We start from the raw sequence: 18,491 nt of genomic DNA, 5'->3' as shown, positions 1-18,491 counted from the left end.
ACGCGGGGGGCGCGACGCCATGGAGCCCATCATCGATCTTGCCCCGGGCGCGGAGGAGAACCCGCTCGCGGCGCACTTCTACCAGCTCACCCGCGAGCACCTCGCGCGCGACGCGAAGCGCGCGGCCGATTTCCGGGCGCTGCGCGGCTCCGTGCTCGTGGTCGCGCAGGACACCGGCGCGTCCCTGACGATGCGCTTCGATCACGGGCGCCTCACCATCCACGACGGCGCCATCGGCATCCCGTCCGTCACGTTCTGCGGCGACGAGCAGGCGCTCTACCGGCTGCCCGAGATCGCGTTCCACCGCTGGCCGAGGATCCCGAAGCTCGGGATCCTGCACCGCCGCCAGAGCGCCCCGCTGCGCGAGCTCTCGCGCCTCGTGGCGGGCGGGGATCTCAAGGTGTACGGCCTCTTCGCGCACCCGTGGCTCGTGCTCACGCTGCTCCGCATCCTCTCGCGCCACGCGTGAGCGCCGCCGCCCCGGCCCGCCCGCCCCGGGACAGGTGCGATAGGGTGTGAGGACGACGGACTTCTCCGTCCCCACCTCCACGCCTTTGTTGTAGGCCCGCAAACCAATGCTACACAGCCCAGAAGCTGGCTTTTGACGGCCTGTTGGGCTGTTGGTATGGCTCGATCATGGGCATCCGATTGCGCTACCTCGCCCACGATCTCGAGGTGCCGCTCGGCGAGTTCTTCATCGGACGGAGCGCCGACTGCCAGCTGTCGCTGGACGACCCGCTGGTGTCGCGCCGCCACGCGCTGCTGACCGTCGGCGAGGGCGGCGTGGCGATCGAGGATCTCGGCAGCCGCAACGGCGTGCTCATCAACGGCAACCGGATCACGGGGCGCCACCTCCTGTCCGACGGCGACAAGATCGCGATCGGAGGGCAGGAGATGTTCCTGCTCGGGGCGATCGAGCCGAGCTCGGCGTCGCCGCGGAGCGCGCCGCTCTGGACGCGGCAGGCGCACAACGTTCGCACGGTGGACATGGGCGAGGCGCACCTCGGCGAGGACGACGGCGCGACGGCGATCGCCTCGCGCCGGTCGCTCCCCGGGCTCGTCCCGCAGCACCCCGACAAGCGCGTGCACGCGCTCAGCCTCATCGGCAGCGTCGCCGACAAGGCGCTCGCCCTCGGGCGCGTCGACGAGGCAGAGCGCATCCTCCAGCGCTCGCTCTCGGACATCCTCACGAAGGCGCGGGAGGGGGGCGTCGGCGCCGTGCAGCCCGAGCTGGTCGAGAAGGCGAGCACCTACGCGGCCCGCCTCGCCGCGGCCACGAGCCGCGGCACCTGGATCAACTACATTTTTGAGCTGAACACGCGGCTCGAGCTCCTCCTCCCCGCCTACCTCGTCGATGAGCTGTATAGTGTCGTCCGGAAGGTGAAGGCCGTCGACATGTCCATCCTCCGCGGCTATGCGAAGAAGCTCCGCGAGCGTGCAGGAGAACGTACACCGGCGGAGCGGTTCATCCTCCAGCGTATCGAAGGGCTCGAGCGCCTCGGCGCACTGAAATAGACCATGCCTTTCCGCCTCCGGTACTTGGCGCACGACTTCGAGCTCCCTGAAGGGCCCTTCGTGATCGGCCGGAGCGGCGACTGCCAGCTCTCGCTCGACGATCCGCTGGTCTCGAGGCGCCACGCGACGCTGCAGGTCCGCAGCGACGGCGTCGCGGTGATCGACCTCGAGAGCCGGAACGGCGTGTACGTCAACGGCGCGCGCATCTCCGGCCAGCGCGAGCTGACCGACGGCGACCGGATCATCATCGGCAGCCAGGAGATGCTGCTCTACGGCGGGGAGGAGTCGCGGCCCCACGACGCGTACGGGGTCGAGTTCCGGCGCGCGACCGCGACGCTCGGCGCGATGGCGCTGACCGAGATGCGCAAGATGTCGGACGACCCGACCGAGCTCACGAGCCCGACCGGGGACGGCGGCTCGAAGGGCTTCCAGTCGCTGCGCCTGCTCGCGAGCCTCGCCGACAAGGCGCTCGCGATGGGGCGGAGCGAGGAGGCCGAGCGCATCCTGCAGACCGTGCTGATCGACATCCTCAGCCGCGCGCGGACGAACGTGCCGCTGGAGATGCCGGCCGCGGAGCTCGCCGCGCGCTACGCGGCCCGCCTCGCCGGCGCCACGACCAAGGGGACGTGGGTCAACTACACGTTCGAGCTGTTCACGATCGCGCGGCGACCGCTGCCCGGCCCCGTCGTCGACGAGCTCTACACCGTGGTCCGCCGCGTCAAGTCGCTCGATATCCAGCCGCTCAGGAACTACCTCGACGACCTGCGCCGGATGGCGCATTCGTTCGGTCCGACCGAGCGGTTCTTGATGCAGCGGATCGAGGGTCTCGAGCGGCTCGTCGCGGCGAAGTAGCCGCCTCGCCGCCCGGCGCCGCAGGCCCGGCGGCGGCGCGGCCGGCCGGCGGCGCCGCGGGCGCGGAGCCGGCGCGCGCTGCCGACGGCGCTGCGGGCGCGGAGCCGGCGCGCGCTGCCGACGGCGCTGCGGGCGCGGCGGCGCGGCCGGCCGGCGGCGCAGCGGACGCGGCGGCGGGCGGCGCCGGCGGCGGGGCGTAGCGAGGGCGCGCGCTCGCCTGCGCTTCCGCTTCCTGCCAGCCGAGGTTCCTCGCGGCGGCCTTCGCGATCGCGTCGCGCAGGTCGGCGTCGGCGACCTTGCCGAGCTCTCGCCGCACCTCGGGCGGGAGCCGCGCCTCCTTCGGCGCCGGCCGGACCTCCTCGCGCCACGGGGGCCGCGCGACCGGCTCCACCTTGCCGACGCGGAACCGGAGCGACTGCACGGGCAGGCCGCGCGACCGCAGCTGCGCGGTGATCACGTCGCCGAGCATCGAGAGCTCCTGCGCCCACGTCGAGCTCGCCGCCCGGACATGGAGCACGCCGCGCTCCAGCTTGAGCGGCCGGGCCCGCGCCGCGATGCGAGACCCCACGGCCGCCTCCCAGTCGCGGAACGGCATCGGCGCGGTGTCCACCTCCGCCGGCGCCGACAGCGACGACTCCCGCTGGATCAGCGCGCCCAGCCGCTCGAGGGATCCGGTCCGACGCGACATCTGCGCCGAGCGTAGCAGCCCCGGCGCCGCGGAGCCGACGCCTGTTCCGGCGGAACACGCCGCCCAGGATCAACCAGCGCGATGGACGGCTGACGCCCGTCCAGGGAATCCGTCTTGGTACCGAAGGTGGGACTCGAACCCACAAGCCCGTGAGGACAGCGGATTTTGAATCCGCCGCGTTTGCCATTCCGCCACTTCGGCTCGGCGCTGTGATGTCAGCGCGCTGCGGAACCCTAGATCACCCGACGCGACCCTGGCAACCACGAGGGCGGCCAGGCGCGCCGAGGCGGGGCGCCGCGACGCGCGCAACGCCTCGACATCACACCACGAAATCGAGCATCTGGAGCCGCGTCAGGTAGTCCTGGAGCTCGGCGGCGTACTCGTCGATCAGGAGCTCGAGCTTCACCAGCACGCCGTGATCGTTGACCGAGTCGATGGTCCCGATCACCGGGATCTCGCGCGTGGGCAGGATGAGCACGCCGCTCCAGTCCGCGCCCTTCGCGGCGCCGCGCAGCCCGCCGAGGCGCAGCCAGCCGTCGGAGAGCTCGAGCACCGGGACGATCTCGCCGCTGTCCAGGCGGACCGAGCTCTTCAACGTGTGCGCCGGCTCGACCATGTAGTGGGAGCGCCGGTTGCGCTCGATCAGCTCCTCGAGCGTCGCGCAGATGACCTTGCTCAGCGGCGTCTCCTCGCTGTCGAGCACGAGCTCGAGCAGCCGCTTCATCGCCTTCTGCGTGCGGATGAGGTTCGCGCGGACCTCCTCGATCCGCTTGCCGTCGCGCCGGATCTTGCCGGCGACCACGCCGAGGAGGTTGTTGTAGAAGGGGTACGCGACGTCGCCGTGCTCCTCGAAGAAGTCGTGGAGCTCGTCGGCGCCGATGCGCCAGATCTCCGAGGGCTGCGTCGTCACCGCGGTCGTCATCCGCCGGAGGCCGGTCAGCGCGCCGAGCTCGCCGATCGGCGAGATGGGGTGCAGGCGGAAGCGCGTCTCGCCCGCCTCGACCAGCGCGACCTCGCCCTGGATCAAGAGGTGCAGGTGCGCCGGCGCGCTCCCGGCCTCGAAGAGCACATGGCCGGCCGGGACCTCCTGGCGCTGGAACGCCATCATCAGCTCGTCGAGGTGGTCCTCCGTGATTCTCTCGAACAGGGGGATCGCGTGCAGGTCGGAAGGACGGACCGCCATGGGGTGACACTCCTCTTCAACGTCAACGTGGGTGGGGCTCCGGTCCGCGGCCTTGCGGGCCCCGGATCCCTGCGGCGCACGAGCGCAGGCGTGGACCGCGGAACGCGCATCCTACTCCAGGTCTCGATGCGAGGAAGAGGGATGGCCTCGTGGCCTCGGCTTCCTCTGCCTCCTCTGCTTCCAGGACGGTTCCGGGATCGGGCAGGTCCAGGTAACGTCGGCGGGTGATGTGGTCCGTTCACCATGGGCTCGCCGCGGCGACGCGCCGCGCGACGCTGCGGCTCCTCGTCGTCGGCGCCGCGCTCCTCGCGGTCGCGTGCGGCTCCTCGCCGGGGACGCCGGCCGGCGCGGAGGCCCCGCCGCCGCCGAAGCCGCGCAACGCCGGCGCGATCGCGCAGGCGATCGCCGGGGGAAAGGTCTCGGTGCTCGTCTACGCCGACAGGACCCGCGGCCACCCCATCATGGCGCGGCTCGCGGCGCTCGATCTGTGGGGCCCGGTGCTCGCCGGCACGGGGCTCGATCCGGAGCGGGACCTCGAGCGCGCCTTCATCACCGCGCCGCGCGCGGGCGCGGGGGGTGATGCGGTGGCCGTGCTCCAGCACAACGTGCCGCCGGACCGGCTGGCGGCGGGGATCGACACCCTCGTCTCGCGCAGCGATCCGCCGGGGACCGAGGAGGCCGGGCTCGGCGTGCCGGCGGTGCGCGTGACCGTCCGCGGGCAGACCCGCGTGGTCGCGACCATCGAGCCGGACTTCCTCGTGGTGCTGCCGGTGGACAAGGCGCGCGAGGCGCGGCGCTTCGTCGGCACCGGAGGCTTCCCCGACCCGACCGGCGACGAGGCCGCCGTCGCCGTGGCGCTCGACCCGGCGCGGACGCTGAGGGAGCCGCGCGCGCCCCGGGTGCCGCCGACCGTGCGGTCGCTCGAGGCCGCCGTGACGCTGACCCAGGACGGCGGGGCCGTGGTCGCGCTCGACGGCGCGAGCGAGAGCCCCGAGCAGGCCGCCCGCGACGCGGAGTTCCTCGCCGAGGAGGTCGAGCGCACGACCACGTTCCGCATCGCGTTCGTGAAGGTCCGCGTCGTCGACCCGATCGCGTTCTTCGCCGAGGGGGACCGGGTGAAGGCGAAGCGGCGCGTGACGCCGGGCGAGATCGACAAGCTCTTCGGCCTGCTCAGCGCCGTGCTGCCGCGCTAGGCTGCCGCCGATGCGCCTCGTCAAGATCGGGATCGCCAACGTCAACGCCACCGTCGGCGCCGTCCGCTCGAACACCGACCGGTGCCTCTCGCTCGCCCACGCCATGGCGCGCGAGGACGTCACGGTGGCCGTCTTCCCCGAGCAGGTGATCGGCGGCTACGCGTCCGAGGACCTCGTGCAGTGGCCCGCCTTCGTCGCGAGCCAGCAGCGCGAGCTCCGCCGGTTCGCGGCCGAGACCGCGGCGCTCCGCGCCGTCTTCATCATCGGCGTGACGGTCGGCGTCGGCGGCGACCTCTTCAACGCGGGCGCGCTCGTGCACCGCGGTCGGGTGATCGCGTTCTGCCCCAAGGAGAAGCTGCCGACGTACAACATCTTTTACGAGGCGCGCACGTTCTCGCGCGGCATGCCGTTCATGGAGCTCGACGCCGACGGCGTGCCCTGCGGCGACCGCATCTACGCCTTCGACTTCGGGACGCTCGCCGTCGAGGTGTGCGAGGACATCTGGTCGCCCGACGGGCCGATGCGGCGCCGCTGCTACGCGGGCGCCGAGCTCGTCTGCAACATCTCGGCGTCGCCGTTCCGCGCCGGCGTGGCGAGCACGCGGCGCGAGATGATCGCGACCCGCGCGGCCGACAACCAGTGCACGATCGCGTACACGAACATGGTCGGCGGCAACGACGGGCTCGTGTTCGACGGCGGCGGCTTCATCAACCAGAACGGCCGCCCGATGCTCGAGGCGCCGAGGTTCCGCGAGGGGTTCTCCGCGGCGGTCGTCGACCTCGACCGGACCACGCGCTGCCGCCGCGAGGCCAGCACCTGGCGCAGCGACCTCGAGGAGTTCCGCCGCGCCTCCCCGCACATGGTCGAGACCCTGCGGGTCGGCGGCGAGACCGCGGATCGCTCGCGCCTCGCCTACCCCGCCCCGCCGCCGGGCACGACCGCGTTCCTGCCCTCGACGTCGCTGCCGTCGATCTCCCCGCGCGACGAGCTGCTCGACGAGTTCTACGAGGCGCTCGCGCTCGGCGTCGCCGACTACTACCGCAAGATCGGCGCGTTCAAGGGCATCGGCCTCGCGCTCTCGGGCGGGCGCGACTCGCTGCTCACGCTGCTCGTCGCCTGGCGCGCGGTGCAGCTCATCTACCCGGACCTGCACGGCGAGGCGCTGCGCGCGCAGCTCAAGACCTCGCTGCACGCGTTCTTCATGCCGTCGCGCTACTCCAGCGACGCGACGCAGAAGGCGGCGGCGCAGATCGCCGAGGATCTCGGGGTGTCCTTCGCGGTGATCCCGATCGAGGACGCGTTCCCCCGGGAGCTCGCGGCCGCGCAGTCGATGCTCGGCGAGGGCCGGCAGCTCACCGAGCTCACGAAGCAGAACGTGCAGGCGCGCATCCGCGGCCAGCGCATGTGGAACTGGGCGAACACGAGCGGCGCGCTGTTCCTGCAGACGGGGAACATGAGCGAGAAGGCGCTCGGCTACACCACGGTCGGCGGCGATCTCGAGGGGGCGTTCAGCGTGATCGCCAACCTGCCGAAGACGGTCGTCATCGCGCTGATCGACCGGCTCTACCGGCGCTACGGCTTCAAGGGGATCCAGCAGACGCTCGCCACCACCGCGGGGCCGGAGCTCGCCGAGAACCAGTCGGGCGAGGCCGAGCTCATGCCGTTCGAGGTGCTCGACGCGTGCCTCTACCTGTACGGCGCCGAGAAGCTCGCCGCCGACGAGGTGGGGCAGGCGCTCCCCAGCCTGTTCCCCGACAAGGACCCCGCCGCGCTGCGGGCCTGGGCGGAGAAGTTCGCGACGCTGTTCTCCCGATCGATCTTCAAGTGGGTGCAGTCGCCGATCGCGATCCACCTCGGGTCGCTCGACCTCGACCGCGAGCGGGCGCTGCAGCTGCCCGTGGTGCAGCGGACCGAGTGGAAGGGCGGCTGAGCCCGCGGCCGGCGCGGGCGCGCCCGCGGCCCGGCCCCGCGCGTCAGTTGGCGGCCTTCTCGACGGGCGCCGGGGCGCTCAGCCGGGGCCCGTCCTTGCCGTCCCTCGCGAGCAGGTCCTGCTCGAGCGCCGCGGCCGGCTGGGCCGCGCCGATCGAGCCGTCGGCGGAGAAGCGCTCGAGGTCCTCGGTGACGCGGCGGAGGTAGCCCTGCTTGATGTGGAACGGCAAGAACGCGCTCTTGAAGCCGGCCACGATCATCGATTTGATCTCCTTCAGGCCGAACCCCATCTTCGTGTGGCAGTGCCAGAGCTCGTGGGACACGGTCGTGTCGGTGACGAGCCGGTTGTCGGTGTTGACCGTCACGCGCAGGCCGAGGCTCTGGTAGAGCTTCAGCGGGTGCGAGGCGAGATCGCGCACGGCGCCGGTCTGCACGTTGGACGACGGGCAGCACTCGAGCGGGATGCGGTGGTCGTTGATGTAGTGGAGCAGGCCGCCGTCCTCGCGCAGGCGACACCCGTGGCCGATCCGGTGCGCGCCGCAGACGTGGAGCGCCTGCGCGATCGACTCGGGGCCGTACGCCTCGCCGGCGTGGATGGTGCAGTTGATGTTGTTCTGGCGCACGAGCTGGAAGGCCGCCCGGTGGTGCTTCGCCGGGTGGTCGTACTCGGCGCCGGCGAGGTCGAAGCCGACGACGCCGCGGCCCTTGTAGGCGACCGCGAGCTCCGCCATCTCCAGCGACGACTCCGCCGAGATGTTGCGGATGCCGCAGACGATGACGTTGCTCTCGATGCCCAGCGCGTCGTGCGCCGCCCTGAGCCCGGCGAGCACCGCCTCGACCACGCTGGTGAGCCGCAGCCCGAGGCGGGTGTGCAGCATCGGCGAGTAGCGGACCTCCATGTACCGGACGTTCTCGCGCGCGGCGTCCTCCGCGAGCTCGTAGGCGACGCGGTAGAGCGCCTCCTCGGTCTGCAGGACGCGCAGCGTGATGTCGAACGCCTTGAGGTACTCGACCAGCGAGCCGCAGTTCTGCCCTAGGTTCATCACCTTGCGCAGCTCGGCTGGCTCGTACGTGGGGAGCTCGACGCGGTGGCTGCGGGCGAGCTCGATGATCGTCTCGAGGCGCAGGGAGCCGTCGAGGTGGACGTGCAGGTCGGTCTTGGGGAGCTGTCGGAAGAACTCCAGCGGGAGCTTGGGGGCGTGCTCGGGATGTTCTGACATGAGCTATTCTGTCACCCGGCGAGCAGCCGTGAAAGGCGCGGCGCGGTGAGCCGTGGGCGCCCGCGCCGCCGCCCGCGGCTCACCGCGGCGGCTCGGTCGACGCGGAGGATCCCGGCGACGGGACCGTGTCGTCCGGGCCCGGGCGGCGGCGCGCGGGCGCCCGGCCGCCCACGATCACCGCGACCGCACACGCCCCGAACAGCGCGACGAAGAGGAGCGGGAGCGGCAGGCTCAAGGCGTCGCCCGCGGCCTCGCGGCGCAGCGCCTCGCGGATCCGCTCGGGGTTGTACCCCATGACGAGCCGCCGCCCGACGTACGTCAAGGGGAGCCCGCGCGCCTCCATCCGCCCATACAGCGCGACATCGGCGCCGATCGCCGCCTCCGTCTCGGGCGCGACGAGGCAGGCCGACAGCGCCTCGGCGGGGAGGCCGAGCGGCGCGAGCACGGAGGCGACGCCCTCCTCGGTGAGCTTGCCGGGCGGCGCGCCGTAGAGCAGCCCCGCGGCCTGCTCGCGTCGGTCCTCGGGCGTGCAGACGTAGGCCTTCGCGGCGGGCAACGCGCCGGGGTGGCTCGGGAGCGGCACCATCTTGCGCACGTGGCGCACCCGATCGCCGTGCGCCTCCTCCGTCTCGCTGAGCTCCGGGTGGAGCCGCCGGCAGAAGGGGCACTCGAAGTCGGTGAACGCGACGACCGTGATCTTGCCCGGCGCCTGCATCGCCGCGATCTCCGGCGGGAGCGGCGGGATGACCGGGTGGTTGCCCCAGAGGAACGGCAGGCCGATCGCGGCGACCGCCGCCGCGCCCCACGCGGTGGTGCTCGCGAGGCGGTTGCCGGCGGCGCGCTCGAAGGCGTCGCCCGGCATGCGCCACGCCTGCCACGCGACGAGCGACGCCGCGCCGGCCGCGGCGAGCGCGGCGAGGTCGACCGCGATGCACCACGCGCAGAACGCGCCGACCGCGAAGGCCTGCAGCCCGAGGAGCACGACGGCGGCGAGGCCGCCGAGCGCCGAGGCCCCCGCGAGCACGGCGTGGTGCCAGCGCGCGCGCGCCGTCAGCGAGGCCGCGAGCAGCGTGGTGTACGCGATGAGGCCGACGTTCGGCAGCGGGATCCCGTACAGCCGGCTGTACGGCGATACGCGGACGGCGAAGCAGCCCGACGAGACGCCGCAGAAGGCGGGATCCCCCGCGTTCTGGTACTCGACGACGAGCGCCGCGCTCGCCGCGATCGCCACGAAGAGCGCGATGCGGAAGAGCGAGACGAGGAACCGGGCGCGCCCGGCCTGCGCGTCGGCGGTCCATGTCACGGGCGCGTCGGGGCTCGCCCGATGCACGTTGGAGGCGCCGCGCCCGGGCTGTCCGTCGCCGGCCGGTCGCGCCGCGAAGACGTTGCCCCTGCCGGCGAGGTAGACGAGGAGCGAGAGCGCGAGGAGCAGGGCAATCGAGTTCAGCAGCATCGGTCGTGGCGGCTCGAAAGAAGTGGGTTCGAGGCATACCGGACCCGGGCGGGGACAGCCAGCGCGAGACGACTCGTGCTAGTCGAGGTGCATGCGATCGTCCTCCCGCGACTCCCGCGAAGACTCCCCGAAGACCGGCTCGGCCGCGCGCCGCCGCGAGGCGGTGGTCGAGCTCCTGTCTTCCTTCCAGCGCGCCCTGCACGCGAACGAGATCGCCGAGCGGCTCGGCGTGGAGCCGGGCCGCTACGCGAAGCTGCAGCGGCTGCTCGAGGAGCTCTCGCAGGAGGGGAGCATCGTCGCCCTCCCGGGCCAGCGGTTCCGCATGAGCCGCCAGCAGGTCGCGGCGCGCGGCGCCGAGCACGAGGGGACGCTCACCGTACACCCGCGCGGCTTCGGCTTCGTGGCGCTCGGCGGGGCGGCCGACGACGTCTACATCTCGCCCGAGGCGATGGGCGGGGCGCTGCACGGCGACACGGTCGCGGTGCGCATCGCGCGGCGCTCGCAGCGGGGCGTGGAGGGGGAGATCCTCCGGGTCATCAAGCGGCGCCACGCCCGCGTGGCGGGCGTGCTCCGGCGGCGCGGGCGGAGCGCCTGGCTCGAGCCGGACGACGGCCGCGTGCGCGGGCCGATCGTGCTCGTGCCACGCGAGCCGGGCGGGCCGCTCACGCCGCCCGAGGCGGAGGACGGCGCCGCGGCGGTCGCGAGCATCGTGCGGTACCCGGACCTGCCCGAGGAGAACCCGGAGGGCGTGCTCGAGGCCGTGCTCGGGGCGCCCGGCGACCCGAACGTCGAGGTCGCGAAGATCCTGCTGCGCGAGGGGATCGAGGAGGAGCACCCGGCCGACGCGATCGCCGAGGCCGAGGGGTTCGGCGGCGAGGTGCCGCCCGAGGCGCTCGAGGGGCGCGTGGACCTCACCCACCTGCCGATGCCGACGATCGATCCGGAGGACGCGCGCGACCACGACGACGCGGTCTGGGTGATCCGCGAGGAGGACGGCTCGTACCGGGCCTGGATCGCGATCGCCGACGTGTCGCACTACGTGCGGCCGGGCAGCGCGCTCGACCGGACGGCGCTCGCGCGGGGCAACTCGATCTACCTGCCCGACCGCGCGATCCCGATGTTGCCGCGGGCGCTGTCGTCGAACCTCTGCTCGCTCCTGCCCGGCGTGATCCGGCTCTGCCTGTGCGTGGAGGTTGAGCTCGACCCGGCGGCGACCGTGCGCAAGGCCCGCGTCGTCGAGGGGTACATCCGCTCGATCGCGAAGCTCACGTACCCCGGCGTGGCGCGCGCGCTCGGCTTCACCGCCGAGCCGCCGCGCAGCCCCGAGGCCGAGGCGCATCGCGGCGACCTCCAGGTGATGTGGGACCTCGCGCGGCTGCTCCGCGGCAAGCGGATGCGGCGGGGCGCGCTCGACCTCGATCTGCCCGAGGCGAAGGTGGTGCTCGATCCGGAGACGGGCGCGCCGGTCGACGTGCAGAAGCGCAGCCACGACCCGGGCGTGGCGAAGGCCTACCAGCTGATCGAGGAGCTGATGCTGCTCGCGAACGAGACGTGCGCGCAGTTCGTCGTCGACCAGAAGATCCCGACGGTGTTCCGGTACCACGCGCCCCCGGACCAGGCGAAGCTCGAGCGCTTCGCGACCATGTGCGGGGAGCTCGGGCTCGCGTTCGACCCGGAGGACGCGACCGACCCGAAGCGGCTCTCGGTGTTCCTGAAGAAGCTCGACGCGCACCCGCAGAAGCAGGTGCTGCACATGCTGCTGCTCCGCGCGATGAAGCAGGCGGTGTACGACGTCGCCAACGTGGGCCACTTCGGCCTGGCCTCGAGCGCGTACCTGCACTTCACCTCGCCGATCCGGCGCTACCCGGACATCACGGCGCACCGGGCCATCCGGGCGGTGCTGCGGGGCGAGCGCGTCGACCGGAGCGAGGAGGCCCTCGAGCGGCTGCGCGAGGCGGCGATCACGGCGTCGGAGCGCGAGCGCAAGGCGATGGAGGTGGAGCGCGAGGTGGTCGACCTGCACCGCGCGCTCGTGATGCGGTCGCGGCTCGGGGACACCTTCGAGGGCACGGTCACGGGCATCGTGGGGACGGGCGTGTACGTCAACGTCGAGGATCCGTTCGTCGACGTGCTCGTCCGGATGGAGTCGCTCGGCCCGGACCAGTACGAGATCGACGACGAGGGGCTGCGCGTCTTCGGCCTCCGGTCGGGCGACCGCATCGCCATCGGCGACGTGATGCTCGTGCAGATCGAGGACGTCGCCATCCTCCGGCGCGCCATCTACGGCCGGCGGCTCGCGGGAGAGTTCGAGGAGGCGCCGGACGGGCAGCGGCGGCACCGCCTGCGGCGCGACGCGGCGGACACACGGGCCAAGCGCCGTGTCAAGACCACCAAGAGCACCAAGGCCGCGGGCGGCAGGGCCACGAAGGGCGCCACGGCCGGCAAGAAGGGCAAGGGCGGCAAGGGCGGCAAGACCGCCAAGGTGCGCAAGAAGCAGCGCTGACAGCGCGCTCCTCCCGCGGACGGACTCTGCCTCTCAAGCGGGCCTGCCCTCTCCCGGCGGCCGTCGCCCCTCCCCGCCCCCGGGCGCACGCCCAACCCCCTCAAACTCCACACGATTACGGCGCGGACAGGGCCGCGAAACGACCTCGAAACGCCCGCGCAACGCGACCTCGCGGCCCGTGGCGCGTATTCGCGGAACGCACGAGAAACGTTTGAGAAAACGTTCTTTCGAGTCGCGCTCCGCGCTCGCGGACGCCCGTTCAACGTTCAGTCGACGTCCCGGCGAAAACGCTCGAGCGCGGCAGCGCGCAGCCACGCAATCGCACCTTCTCCGCGGCGAGCACACGACCGCTAAAAAGAGGACTCGGCTTGGTTTTTACTTGCGTCCGGAAATTCCTTATGGTCTCACATGAATCATTCTAGGGGAGAGATAACCAATGCCGAAGCCGACGTATCCCGCCTACAACGCTGGTGACTTCCTGGTCGATTACGAAGAGAAGGTCTTCGAAGACGTCAAGGCGAAGCCGGGAGAGAAGGCGCTGGTCACCTTTCACACGGTGGCGTTCGAGGGCTCCATCGGGCTCGTCAACCTGCTCACCGCGATCCGCCTCCAGCGAAAGGGCTTTGAGACGTCGGTCCTGCTTTACGGGCCGGGCGTGACGCTCGGGCTGCAGCGCGGCTTTCCCAAGCTCGGCAACGAGGCGTTCTCGGGGCACCTCGCGGTGAACCAGCAGGTGGTCCGGTTCATGGAGGAGGGCGGCAAGGTGTATGCGTGTCGGTTCGCGCTGCAGGCGCTCTACGGGCACGGCGAGCACGCGCTGATCCCGGGCATCAAGCCGATTAGCCCGCTCGACGTGCTCGACATCCAGCTGATCCACCGCCGGGACAACGCGTTCATCGTCCACTCCTGGACGCTGTAGACCGAGCCCGGCGGCCATGGACCACCACCGCAAAGTCAGGGCGGCCGCGGTGCAGATCAGCCCCGTCCTCGGCAGCCGGGACGGGACGACCGAACGTGTCGTCGCCGCGATCGCCAAGGCCGCGAGGGAGGGCGCCGAGCTCTGCGTCTTCCCCGAGACGTTCGTCCCGAACTACCCGTACTTCTCGTTCGTGCTCCCCCCGCCCGCCATGGGCAAGGAGCACATGCGCCTCTACGACGAGGCGGTCACCGTGCCCGGCCCGGTGACGCGGGCGGTGGCGGCGGCCGCGCGGGCGCACGGGGTGGTCGTGGTGCTCGGCGTGAACGAGCGCGATCACGGGACGTTGTACAATGCGCAGCTCGTCTTCGACGCCGACGGCACGCTCGCGCTCCGGCGGCGCAAGATCACGCCGACCTACCACGAGCGGATGATCTGGGGGCAAGGCGACGGCTCGGGGCTGAAGACCGTGGACACCGCGGTCGGGCGGCTCGGGGCCCTCGCCTGCTGGGAGCACTACAATCCGCTCGCGCGGTTCGCGCTGATCGCGCAGCACGAGCAGATCCATTGCAGCCAGTTCCCCGGCTCGCTGGTCGGCCCGATCTTCGCCGAGCAGATGGAGGTCACGATCCGGCACCACGCGCTGGAGTCGGGCTGCTTCGTGGTGAACGCCACGGCCTTCCTGACGCCGGAGCAGGTCAAGGAGATCGCGCCAAACGAGCAGATGCAGGGGGTGCTGCGCGGCGGGTGCATGACGGCGATCGTGACGCCGGAGGGCGCGCACGCGTGCCCGCCGGTGACCGACGGCGAGGGGATGGCGATCGCGGACCTCGACTTCGCCCTGATCACGAAGCGAAAGCGGATGATGGACGCGGTCGGGCATTACGCCCGGCCCGATTTGCTGCGGCTCTGGATGGACACGGCGGAGCGCTCGATAACCGTCGGCGCGGCCGGCGTCGTCGGCGCGGCCGGCGCCGGGGAACCCTCTCTCGATCCTGCGGTGGTGGACCATGGATACCCAGACGCTGATCACCGAGCTCCAATCGTTCGGCCTGCGGCTCGCTGACGCGCCCGGCGACGCCGCGCCCGCGCCGGCCGAAGGCGACGGGCCCCGCCCGGCGTGGACCTCGCGCCGCGGCGGGGCGGGGCCGACCCAGCACGTCGCCGCGACGCTGCGCGGCGCCACGGTGATGATCCCGATCCACACCGACCAGGCGGCGTCGTCGCCCTTCGTGGCGCGGATCGGGCGCGACGGCTCGGGGACGGTGGAGCGCGACGGCGAGGAGCTCGCCGAGGTCGCGTTCGTGAAGGCGCCGCGCTTCTACGCCCTCTCGACGCGGGACGGGATCCCCTACCCCAAGATCGCGCTCCTGCACGGCGCCGACGTGCTCGCGTCGACGGTGCTCCAGACCTGCGTGCGGTACGCGGAGCCCGCGAAGGCGTGCACGTTCTGCGCGATCGGGCAGTCGCTCGCGGCGGGGCGCACCACCGCGAAGAAGACGCCGGAGCAGCTCGCCGAGGTCGCGGAGGCGGCGGCGCGGCTCGACGGGGTGCGGCACGTGACGTTGACCACCGGCACGCCGCGGTCGGCCGATCGCGGCGCGGCGCACCTCGCGGACTGCGCGCGCGCCATCAAGGCGGGCGTGAACCTGCCGGTGCAAGCGCAGTGCGAGCCGCCCGACGACTTCGCCTGGTTCGAGCGGATGCACGCGGCCGGGGTCGACAGCCTGGGCATGCACCTCGAGGCGGTCGAGGACGAGGTGCGCGCGGCCGCGATGCCCGGCAAGGCCGAGGTGAGCGTCGCGCGGTACTTCGAGGCGTTCGAGGCCGCCGTGCGCGTCTTCGGGCGCGGCCAGGTGTCGACCTACCTCATCGCGGGCCTGGGCGACTCGCTGGAGGCGCTGCTCGGCGCGAGCGAGCGGCTCATCGCGATGGGGGTCTACCCGTTCCTCGTCCCGCTCGTGCCAATCCCGGGGACGCCGTCGGCCCACCGCGCGCCGCCGCCCGGGGATTTCATGAGAGCGCTCTACGCGCACGTCGGCCCGCTGCTCGCGCGGGCCGGGCTGCGCTCGACGGACGTGAAGGCGGGCTGCGCCCGCTGCGGCGCGTGCTCGGGGCTCTCGGGCTTCGAGCCGGCGGACCGCGCGGCGTCTGCAGGCCGCGCGGCGTCTGCAACGTCGCCGGCGGTAATGCCGGACCCCGGCGCGGCCATGACACCCACCTCGGAGAGCTCCGATGACGCCACCATACCGCTTCGATCTTGTGCAGAGCAGGGAGCATTACCTCGCGTACCTCCGCTTGCGCCGGTCCACCTTCTGCGACGAGCAAGGGCTGTTCAGGAGCACTGACGAGGACGAGTGGGACGCGGCGGCGTATCCCATCGTCGCCGTGCACCTCGGGGCGCGCGAGGGCGAGGAGATCGTCGGCACGGTGCGCATCTACGAGGCGGAGCCCGGCGTCTGGTACGGCGGGCGGCTCAGCGTGGAGCGGGCGCACCGCAAGCAGGGCGTGGTCGGGCGAGGGCTCGTGCACAAGGCGGTGACCTCCGCCCACGGGTGGGGGTGCCGCCGGTTCCTCGCGCTGGTGCAGGCGGCCAACGTGCCGTTCTTCGAGGGCATCCACTGGCGCTCGCTCGAGGAGCGGAGCTTCCACGGCCACCCGCACCACCTGATGCAGGCCGACCTCGCGAGCTACCCGCCGGGCGACGAGCCCCGACCGCCGCCAGGGGAGAGGTTCCGCTGATGCTCGCCAGGATCGCGGATCACCTGCGCGGCGCGCTCGGCATCCTCGCGAAGAAGGACGTGCAGATCCCGGCGCGGCACCTCGCCAGAGAGGGCGGCGCAATCCGTGCGAGCGGCGCGAACGACGCAACCGGCACGGGCGGCGCGACCGGCTACACGCGCCCCGCGCTCGGCGACGACTGCGCGGCCATCCCGGACGGGGACGGCTACCTGCTGCTCGCCGCGGAGGGGATCTGGCCGACGTTCCTCGAAGGAGACCCGCGGTTCGCCGGCTACAGCGCGGTGATGGTCAACGTCAGCGACGTCTACGCGATGGGCGGCCGACCGATCGCCGTGGTCGACGTCGTCTGGGGCACGTCGGCCGGCGCGCTGGAGCCGGTCTGGGAGGGCATGCTCGCGGCGTCGCGCGCCTACAGGGTGCCGATCGTTGGGGGTCATACGAGCGCGCGCAGCCCTTACAACGCGCTCGCCGTGGCGATCGCGGGGCGAGCCCGGCGGCTCATCACGAGCTTCGCGGCGCGGCCCGGGGACGTGCTCGTCGCGGCGATCGACCTGCGCGGCAGGATGCACCCGGAGCACCCGTTCTGGGACGCGTCGACCGGCGCGGACCCGGCGCGGCTGCGCGCGGACCTCGAGATCCTGCCCGCGCTCGCCGAGGCGGGGCTGTGCGACGCGGGCAAGGACATCAGCATGGGCGGCGTCGCGGGGACGCTGCTCATGCTGCTCGAGACGTCCGGCGTCGGCGCGGTGCTCGACGTGGAGGCCGTGCCGAGGCCACGCGACGTGCGCAGCCTCCGCGACGCGCGCGACCCGCGGGACGTGCCGCGCGATCCGCGGGACGTGCCGCGCGATCCACGCGACGTCCCGCTCGAGCGCTGGCTGCTCGCGTTTCCGAGCTACGGCTTCCTGCTCAGCGTGCGCCCGGAGGCCGCCCGGGAGGTGCTCGCGGCGTTCGAGCGCCGGGGCATCGCGAGCGCGGCGGTCGGCGTCGTCGACGGCTCGCGGCGGCTCACCCTGGAGGCCTCCGGCGAGCGGCAGGTGCTCTGGGATCTCGCCGCGGAGCCCCTCACCGGGCTCGCGGGCGAGGGGGCGCGATGAGCGCCGGCGCCGCGGCGGGCGCGCCGCCCTCGGTCGCGCTGCTCACGTACTCGACGAAGCCGCGCGGCGGCGTCGTGCACACGGTGGAGCTCGCGGAGGCGCTCCACGATCTCGGCGCGTCGGTCTGCGTCTACGCGCTGAACAAGGACCAGGGCGGCTTCTACCGCCCGCTCCGGTGCCCCTCGGTCCTCGTGCCCGCGGCGCCGCCGCCGGCCGGGATCGACGCGGTCGTGGAGCAGCGCATCGCGGAGCTCGTCGTCGGGCTGCGCGCCGCGGGGGCGCGGCACGACGTCTGGCACGCCCAGGACTGCATCAGCGCGAACGCGCTCGCGACGCTGCGCGCCGAGGGGCGCGTGCCCCACTTCCTCCGGACGGTGCACCACCTCGACGACTACGACAGCCCGTACCTGCGCGCCTGCCAGGAGCGCTCCGTGCGCGAGGCGGACATGTGCCTCGTGGTCAGCGAGGCGTGGCGGAAGACGCTCCGGGCCGAGCTCGGCGTCGACGCGGCGATCGTGCCGAACGGGGTGAGCCTCCGGCGCTACTCGCCGGCGCCGGACGGGAAGGAGGCGGAGCTCCGGGCGCGGCTCCGCGCGACGGGGTCGCCGCTCTACGTGACCGTGGGCGGGGTCGAGCCGCGCAAGAACTCGATCAACCTGCTCCGGGCCTTCATCGAGGTGCGGCGGCGCCTGCCCGGGGCCCAGCTGGTCATCGCGGGCGGAGAGACGCTGTTCGACTACGCACCTTACCAGCGCGAGTTCGAGGCCATCGCGCGCGAGAGCGGCCTGCTGCCGGCGCCGCGCGGCGCCACGCCGCCGCCGCTCGTGCTCGCGGGGGTCCTGCCGGACGTGCTGATCCCGCCCCTCTACCGGCTCGCCGACGCGTTCGTGTTCCCGTCCGTCCGCGAGGGGTTCGGGCTCGTCCTGCTCGAGGCGATGGCCTCGGGCGCGCCGGTGGTGAGCTCGGCCCAGCCGCCGTTCACCGAGTTCCTCCGGGACGGAGAGAGCGCGCTGCTCGTCGATCCCTCGAGCACGGCGGATCTCGCCCGCGCGATGGAGCGTATCCTGGAGGACGGCGTGAGGCGGCGCCTGCGCGCCGCGGCCCTCGAGGCCGCGGCCGGTTACACGTGGGATCGCTCGGCCCGGATCGCGGCCGGCCTTTACCGCGAGTTCCTCGGGACTCGCCGGAGATAACGCGACG

The 18,491-nt window shown here is 72.8% G+C and carries 16 protein-coding genes and 1 tRNA gene; 12 read left to right on the top strand and 5 right to left on the bottom strand.

What is annotated here, in order from left to right; genetic code table 11:
- Positions 1-19: 19 nt before the first annotated feature.
- From WMF43_RS49745 to WMF43_RS49735, 3 genes are all read left to right on the top strand, one after another.
- Entirely contained in the window at positions 20-469 is a 450-nt protein-coding gene (locus tag WMF43_RS49745; RefSeq protein WP_437675992.1) for a hypothetical protein, read from the top strand.
- A gap of 167 nt (positions 470-636) precedes the next feature.
- Positions 637-1,515 (top strand): FHA domain-containing protein, encoded by an 879-nt coding sequence (locus WMF43_RS49740; RefSeq protein ID WP_437675991.1) that lies wholly within the window; start codon positions 637-639, stop codon positions 1,513-1,515.
- 3 nt (positions 1,516-1,518) lie between these two features.
- Positions 1,519-2,367: an FHA domain-containing protein gene (locus tag WMF43_RS49735; protein ID WP_437675989.1), complete on the top strand. Its 849-nt coding sequence runs from the start codon at positions 1,519-1,521 to the stop codon at positions 2,365-2,367.
- Here WMF43_RS49735 and WMF43_RS49730 read toward each other — a convergent pair.
- The 3 genes from WMF43_RS49730 to WMF43_RS49720 all read right to left on the bottom strand — a co-directional run bounded on the left by WMF43_RS49730 (position 2,258) and on the right by WMF43_RS49720 (position 4,238).
- The gene (locus tag WMF43_RS49730) at positions 2,258-3,055 is read right to left on the bottom strand and encodes a DUF721 domain-containing protein (protein WP_437675987.1); all 798 of its coding nucleotides are present in this window, start codon (positions 3,053-3,055) and stop codon (positions 2,258-2,260) included. The two genes, WMF43_RS49735 and WMF43_RS49730, sit on opposite strands and share 110 nt — an antisense overlap.
- 115 nt (positions 3,056-3,170) lie before the next feature.
- Positions 3,171-3,256: transfer RNA gene (locus tag WMF43_RS49725), tRNA-Leu, on the bottom strand.
- Between the two features lie 118 nt (positions 3,257-3,374).
- Positions 3,375-4,238 carry a Crp/Fnr family transcriptional regulator gene (locus WMF43_RS49720; protein ID WP_437675986.1) on the bottom strand — a complete coding sequence of 288 codons (864 nt, stop codon included), beginning with the start codon at positions 4,236-4,238 and terminating at the stop codon, positions 3,375-3,377.
- Positions 4,239-4,465: 227 nt separating this feature from the next.
- On the opposite strand from WMF43_RS49720, the gene WMF43_RS49715 reads away from it, so the two are divergent.
- Both WMF43_RS49715 and nadE read left to right on the top strand, forming a co-directional pair.
- On the top strand, positions 4,466-5,431 hold the full coding sequence (locus WMF43_RS49715) for a hypothetical protein (RefSeq protein WP_437675985.1): 966 nt from the start codon (positions 4,466-4,468) through the stop codon (positions 5,429-5,431).
- Positions 5,432-5,441: 10 nt separating this feature from the next.
- Positions 5,442-7,361: an NAD(+) synthase gene (gene nadE / locus WMF43_RS49710; protein WP_437675983.1), complete on the top strand. Its 1,920-nt coding sequence runs from the start codon at positions 5,442-5,444 to the stop codon at positions 7,359-7,361.
- Between the two features lie 43 nt (positions 7,362-7,404).
- On the opposite strand, the gene add is transcribed toward nadE, so the two are convergent.
- Both add and WMF43_RS49700 read right to left on the bottom strand, forming a co-directional pair.
- Positions 7,405-8,580: an adenosine deaminase gene (gene add / locus WMF43_RS49705; protein WP_437675982.1), complete on the bottom strand. Its 1,176-nt coding sequence runs from the start codon at positions 8,578-8,580 to the stop codon at positions 7,405-7,407.
- 79 nt (positions 8,581-8,659) lie between these two features.
- Positions 8,660-10,033 carry a vitamin K epoxide reductase family protein gene (locus WMF43_RS49700; protein ID WP_437675981.1) on the bottom strand — a complete coding sequence of 458 codons (1,374 nt, stop codon included), beginning with the start codon at positions 10,031-10,033 and terminating at the stop codon, positions 8,660-8,662.
- Positions 10,034-10,124: 91 nt separating this feature from the next.
- Between WMF43_RS49700 and rnr the strand changes: the two genes are divergently transcribed.
- From rnr to WMF43_RS49665, 7 genes are all read left to right on the top strand, one after another.
- Positions 10,125-12,536, top strand: a complete 2,412-nt coding sequence (gene rnr / locus WMF43_RS49695) for a ribonuclease R (RefSeq protein WP_437675979.1) — start codon at positions 10,125-10,127, stop codon at positions 12,534-12,536.
- A 436-nt stretch (positions 12,537-12,972) separates the two neighbouring features.
- Positions 12,973-13,455 carry an MSMEG_0572/Sll0783 family nitrogen starvation response protein gene (locus WMF43_RS49690; protein WP_437675977.1) on the top strand — a complete coding sequence of 161 codons (483 nt, stop codon included), beginning with the start codon at positions 12,973-12,975 and terminating at the stop codon, positions 13,453-13,455.
- A gap of 16 nt (positions 13,456-13,471) precedes the next feature.
- Complete coding sequence (locus WMF43_RS49685) at positions 13,472-14,518, top strand: Nit6803 family nitrilase (protein ID WP_437675975.1); 1,047 nt, start codon at positions 13,472-13,474, stop codon at positions 14,516-14,518.
- Positions 14,463-15,800 carry an MSMEG_0568 family radical SAM protein gene (locus WMF43_RS49680; RefSeq protein ID WP_437675973.1) on the top strand — a complete coding sequence of 446 codons (1,338 nt, stop codon included), beginning with the start codon at positions 14,463-14,465 and terminating at the stop codon, positions 15,798-15,800. The genes WMF43_RS49685 and WMF43_RS49680 overlap by 56 nt, the downstream gene beginning before the upstream one ends.
- Complete coding sequence (locus tag WMF43_RS49675; protein ID WP_437675971.1) at positions 15,751-16,194, top strand: MSMEG_0567/Sll0786 family nitrogen starvation N-acetyltransferase; 444 nt, start codon at positions 15,751-15,753, stop codon at positions 16,192-16,194. Before WMF43_RS49680 ends, WMF43_RS49675 begins: the two co-directional genes overlap by 50 nt.
- Positions 16,194-17,291, top strand: coding sequence for a sll0787 family AIR synthase-like protein (locus tag WMF43_RS49670; protein ID WP_437675970.1), 1,098 nt, complete (start codon positions 16,194-16,196; stop codon positions 17,289-17,291). Before WMF43_RS49675 ends, WMF43_RS49670 begins: the two co-directional genes overlap by 1 nt.
- Entirely contained in the window at positions 17,288-18,484 is a 1,197-nt protein-coding gene (locus WMF43_RS49665; RefSeq protein ID WP_437675968.1) for an MSMEG_0565 family glycosyltransferase, read from the top strand. The genes WMF43_RS49670 and WMF43_RS49665 overlap by 4 nt, the downstream gene beginning before the upstream one ends.
- Positions 18,485-18,491: the final 7 nt, after the last annotated feature.

It is taken from the genome of Sorangium sp. So ce131, from assembly GCF_051519095.1.
In the GTDB taxonomy this organism is placed as follows: domain Bacteria; phylum Myxococcota_A; class Polyangia; order Polyangiales; family Polyangiaceae; genus Sorangium.
The sequence above is the reverse complement of the archived record's forward strand: the minus strand, read 5'-3'. Positions and strand labels throughout refer to the sequence as shown.

Bases quoted from the DNA above. Each gene is read 5' to 3' on its own strand.
- WMF43_RS49745 (WP_437675992.1), top strand. From the start codon at position 20: ATGGAGCCCATCATCGATCTTGCCCCGGGCGCGGAGGAGAACCCGCTC.
- WMF43_RS49740 (WP_437675991.1), top strand. From the start codon at position 637: ATGGGCATCCGATTGCGCTACCTCGCCCACGATCTCGAGGTGCCGCTC.
- WMF43_RS49735 (WP_437675989.1), top strand. From the start codon at position 1,519: ATGCCTTTCCGCCTCCGGTACTTGGCGCACGACTTCGAGCTCCCTGAA.
- WMF43_RS49730 (WP_437675987.1), bottom strand. From the start codon at position 3,055: ATGTCGCGTCGGACCGGATCCCTCGAGCGGCTGGGCGCGCTGATCCAG.
- WMF43_RS49720 (WP_437675986.1), bottom strand. From the start codon at position 4,238: ATGGCGGTCCGTCCTTCCGACCTGCACGCGATCCCCCTGTTCGAGAGA.
- WMF43_RS49715 (WP_437675985.1), top strand. From the start codon at position 4,466: ATGTGGTCCGTTCACCATGGGCTCGCCGCGGCGACGCGCCGCGCGACG.
- nadE (WP_437675983.1), top strand. From the start codon at position 5,442: ATGCGCCTCGTCAAGATCGGGATCGCCAACGTCAACGCCACCGTCGGC.
- add (WP_437675982.1), bottom strand. From the start codon at position 8,580: ATGTCAGAACATCCCGAGCACGCCCCCAAGCTCCCGCTGGAGTTCTTC.
- WMF43_RS49700 (WP_437675981.1), bottom strand. From the start codon at position 10,033: ATGCTGCTGAACTCGATTGCCCTGCTCCTCGCGCTCTCGCTCCTCGTC.
- rnr (WP_437675979.1), top strand. From the start codon at position 10,125: ATGCGATCGTCCTCCCGCGACTCCCGCGAAGACTCCCCGAAGACCGGC.
- WMF43_RS49690 (WP_437675977.1), top strand. From the start codon at position 12,973: ATGCCGAAGCCGACGTATCCCGCCTACAACGCTGGTGACTTCCTGGTC.
- WMF43_RS49685 (WP_437675975.1), top strand. From the start codon at position 13,472: ATGGACCACCACCGCAAAGTCAGGGCGGCCGCGGTGCAGATCAGCCCC.
- WMF43_RS49680 (WP_437675973.1), top strand. From the start codon at position 14,463: ATGGATACCCAGACGCTGATCACCGAGCTCCAATCGTTCGGCCTGCGG.
- WMF43_RS49670 (WP_437675970.1), top strand. From the start codon at position 16,194: ATGCTCGCCAGGATCGCGGATCACCTGCGCGGCGCGCTCGGCATCCTC.
- WMF43_RS49665 (WP_437675968.1), top strand. From the start codon at position 17,288: ATGAGCGCCGGCGCCGCGGCGGGCGCGCCGCCCTCGGTCGCGCTGCTC.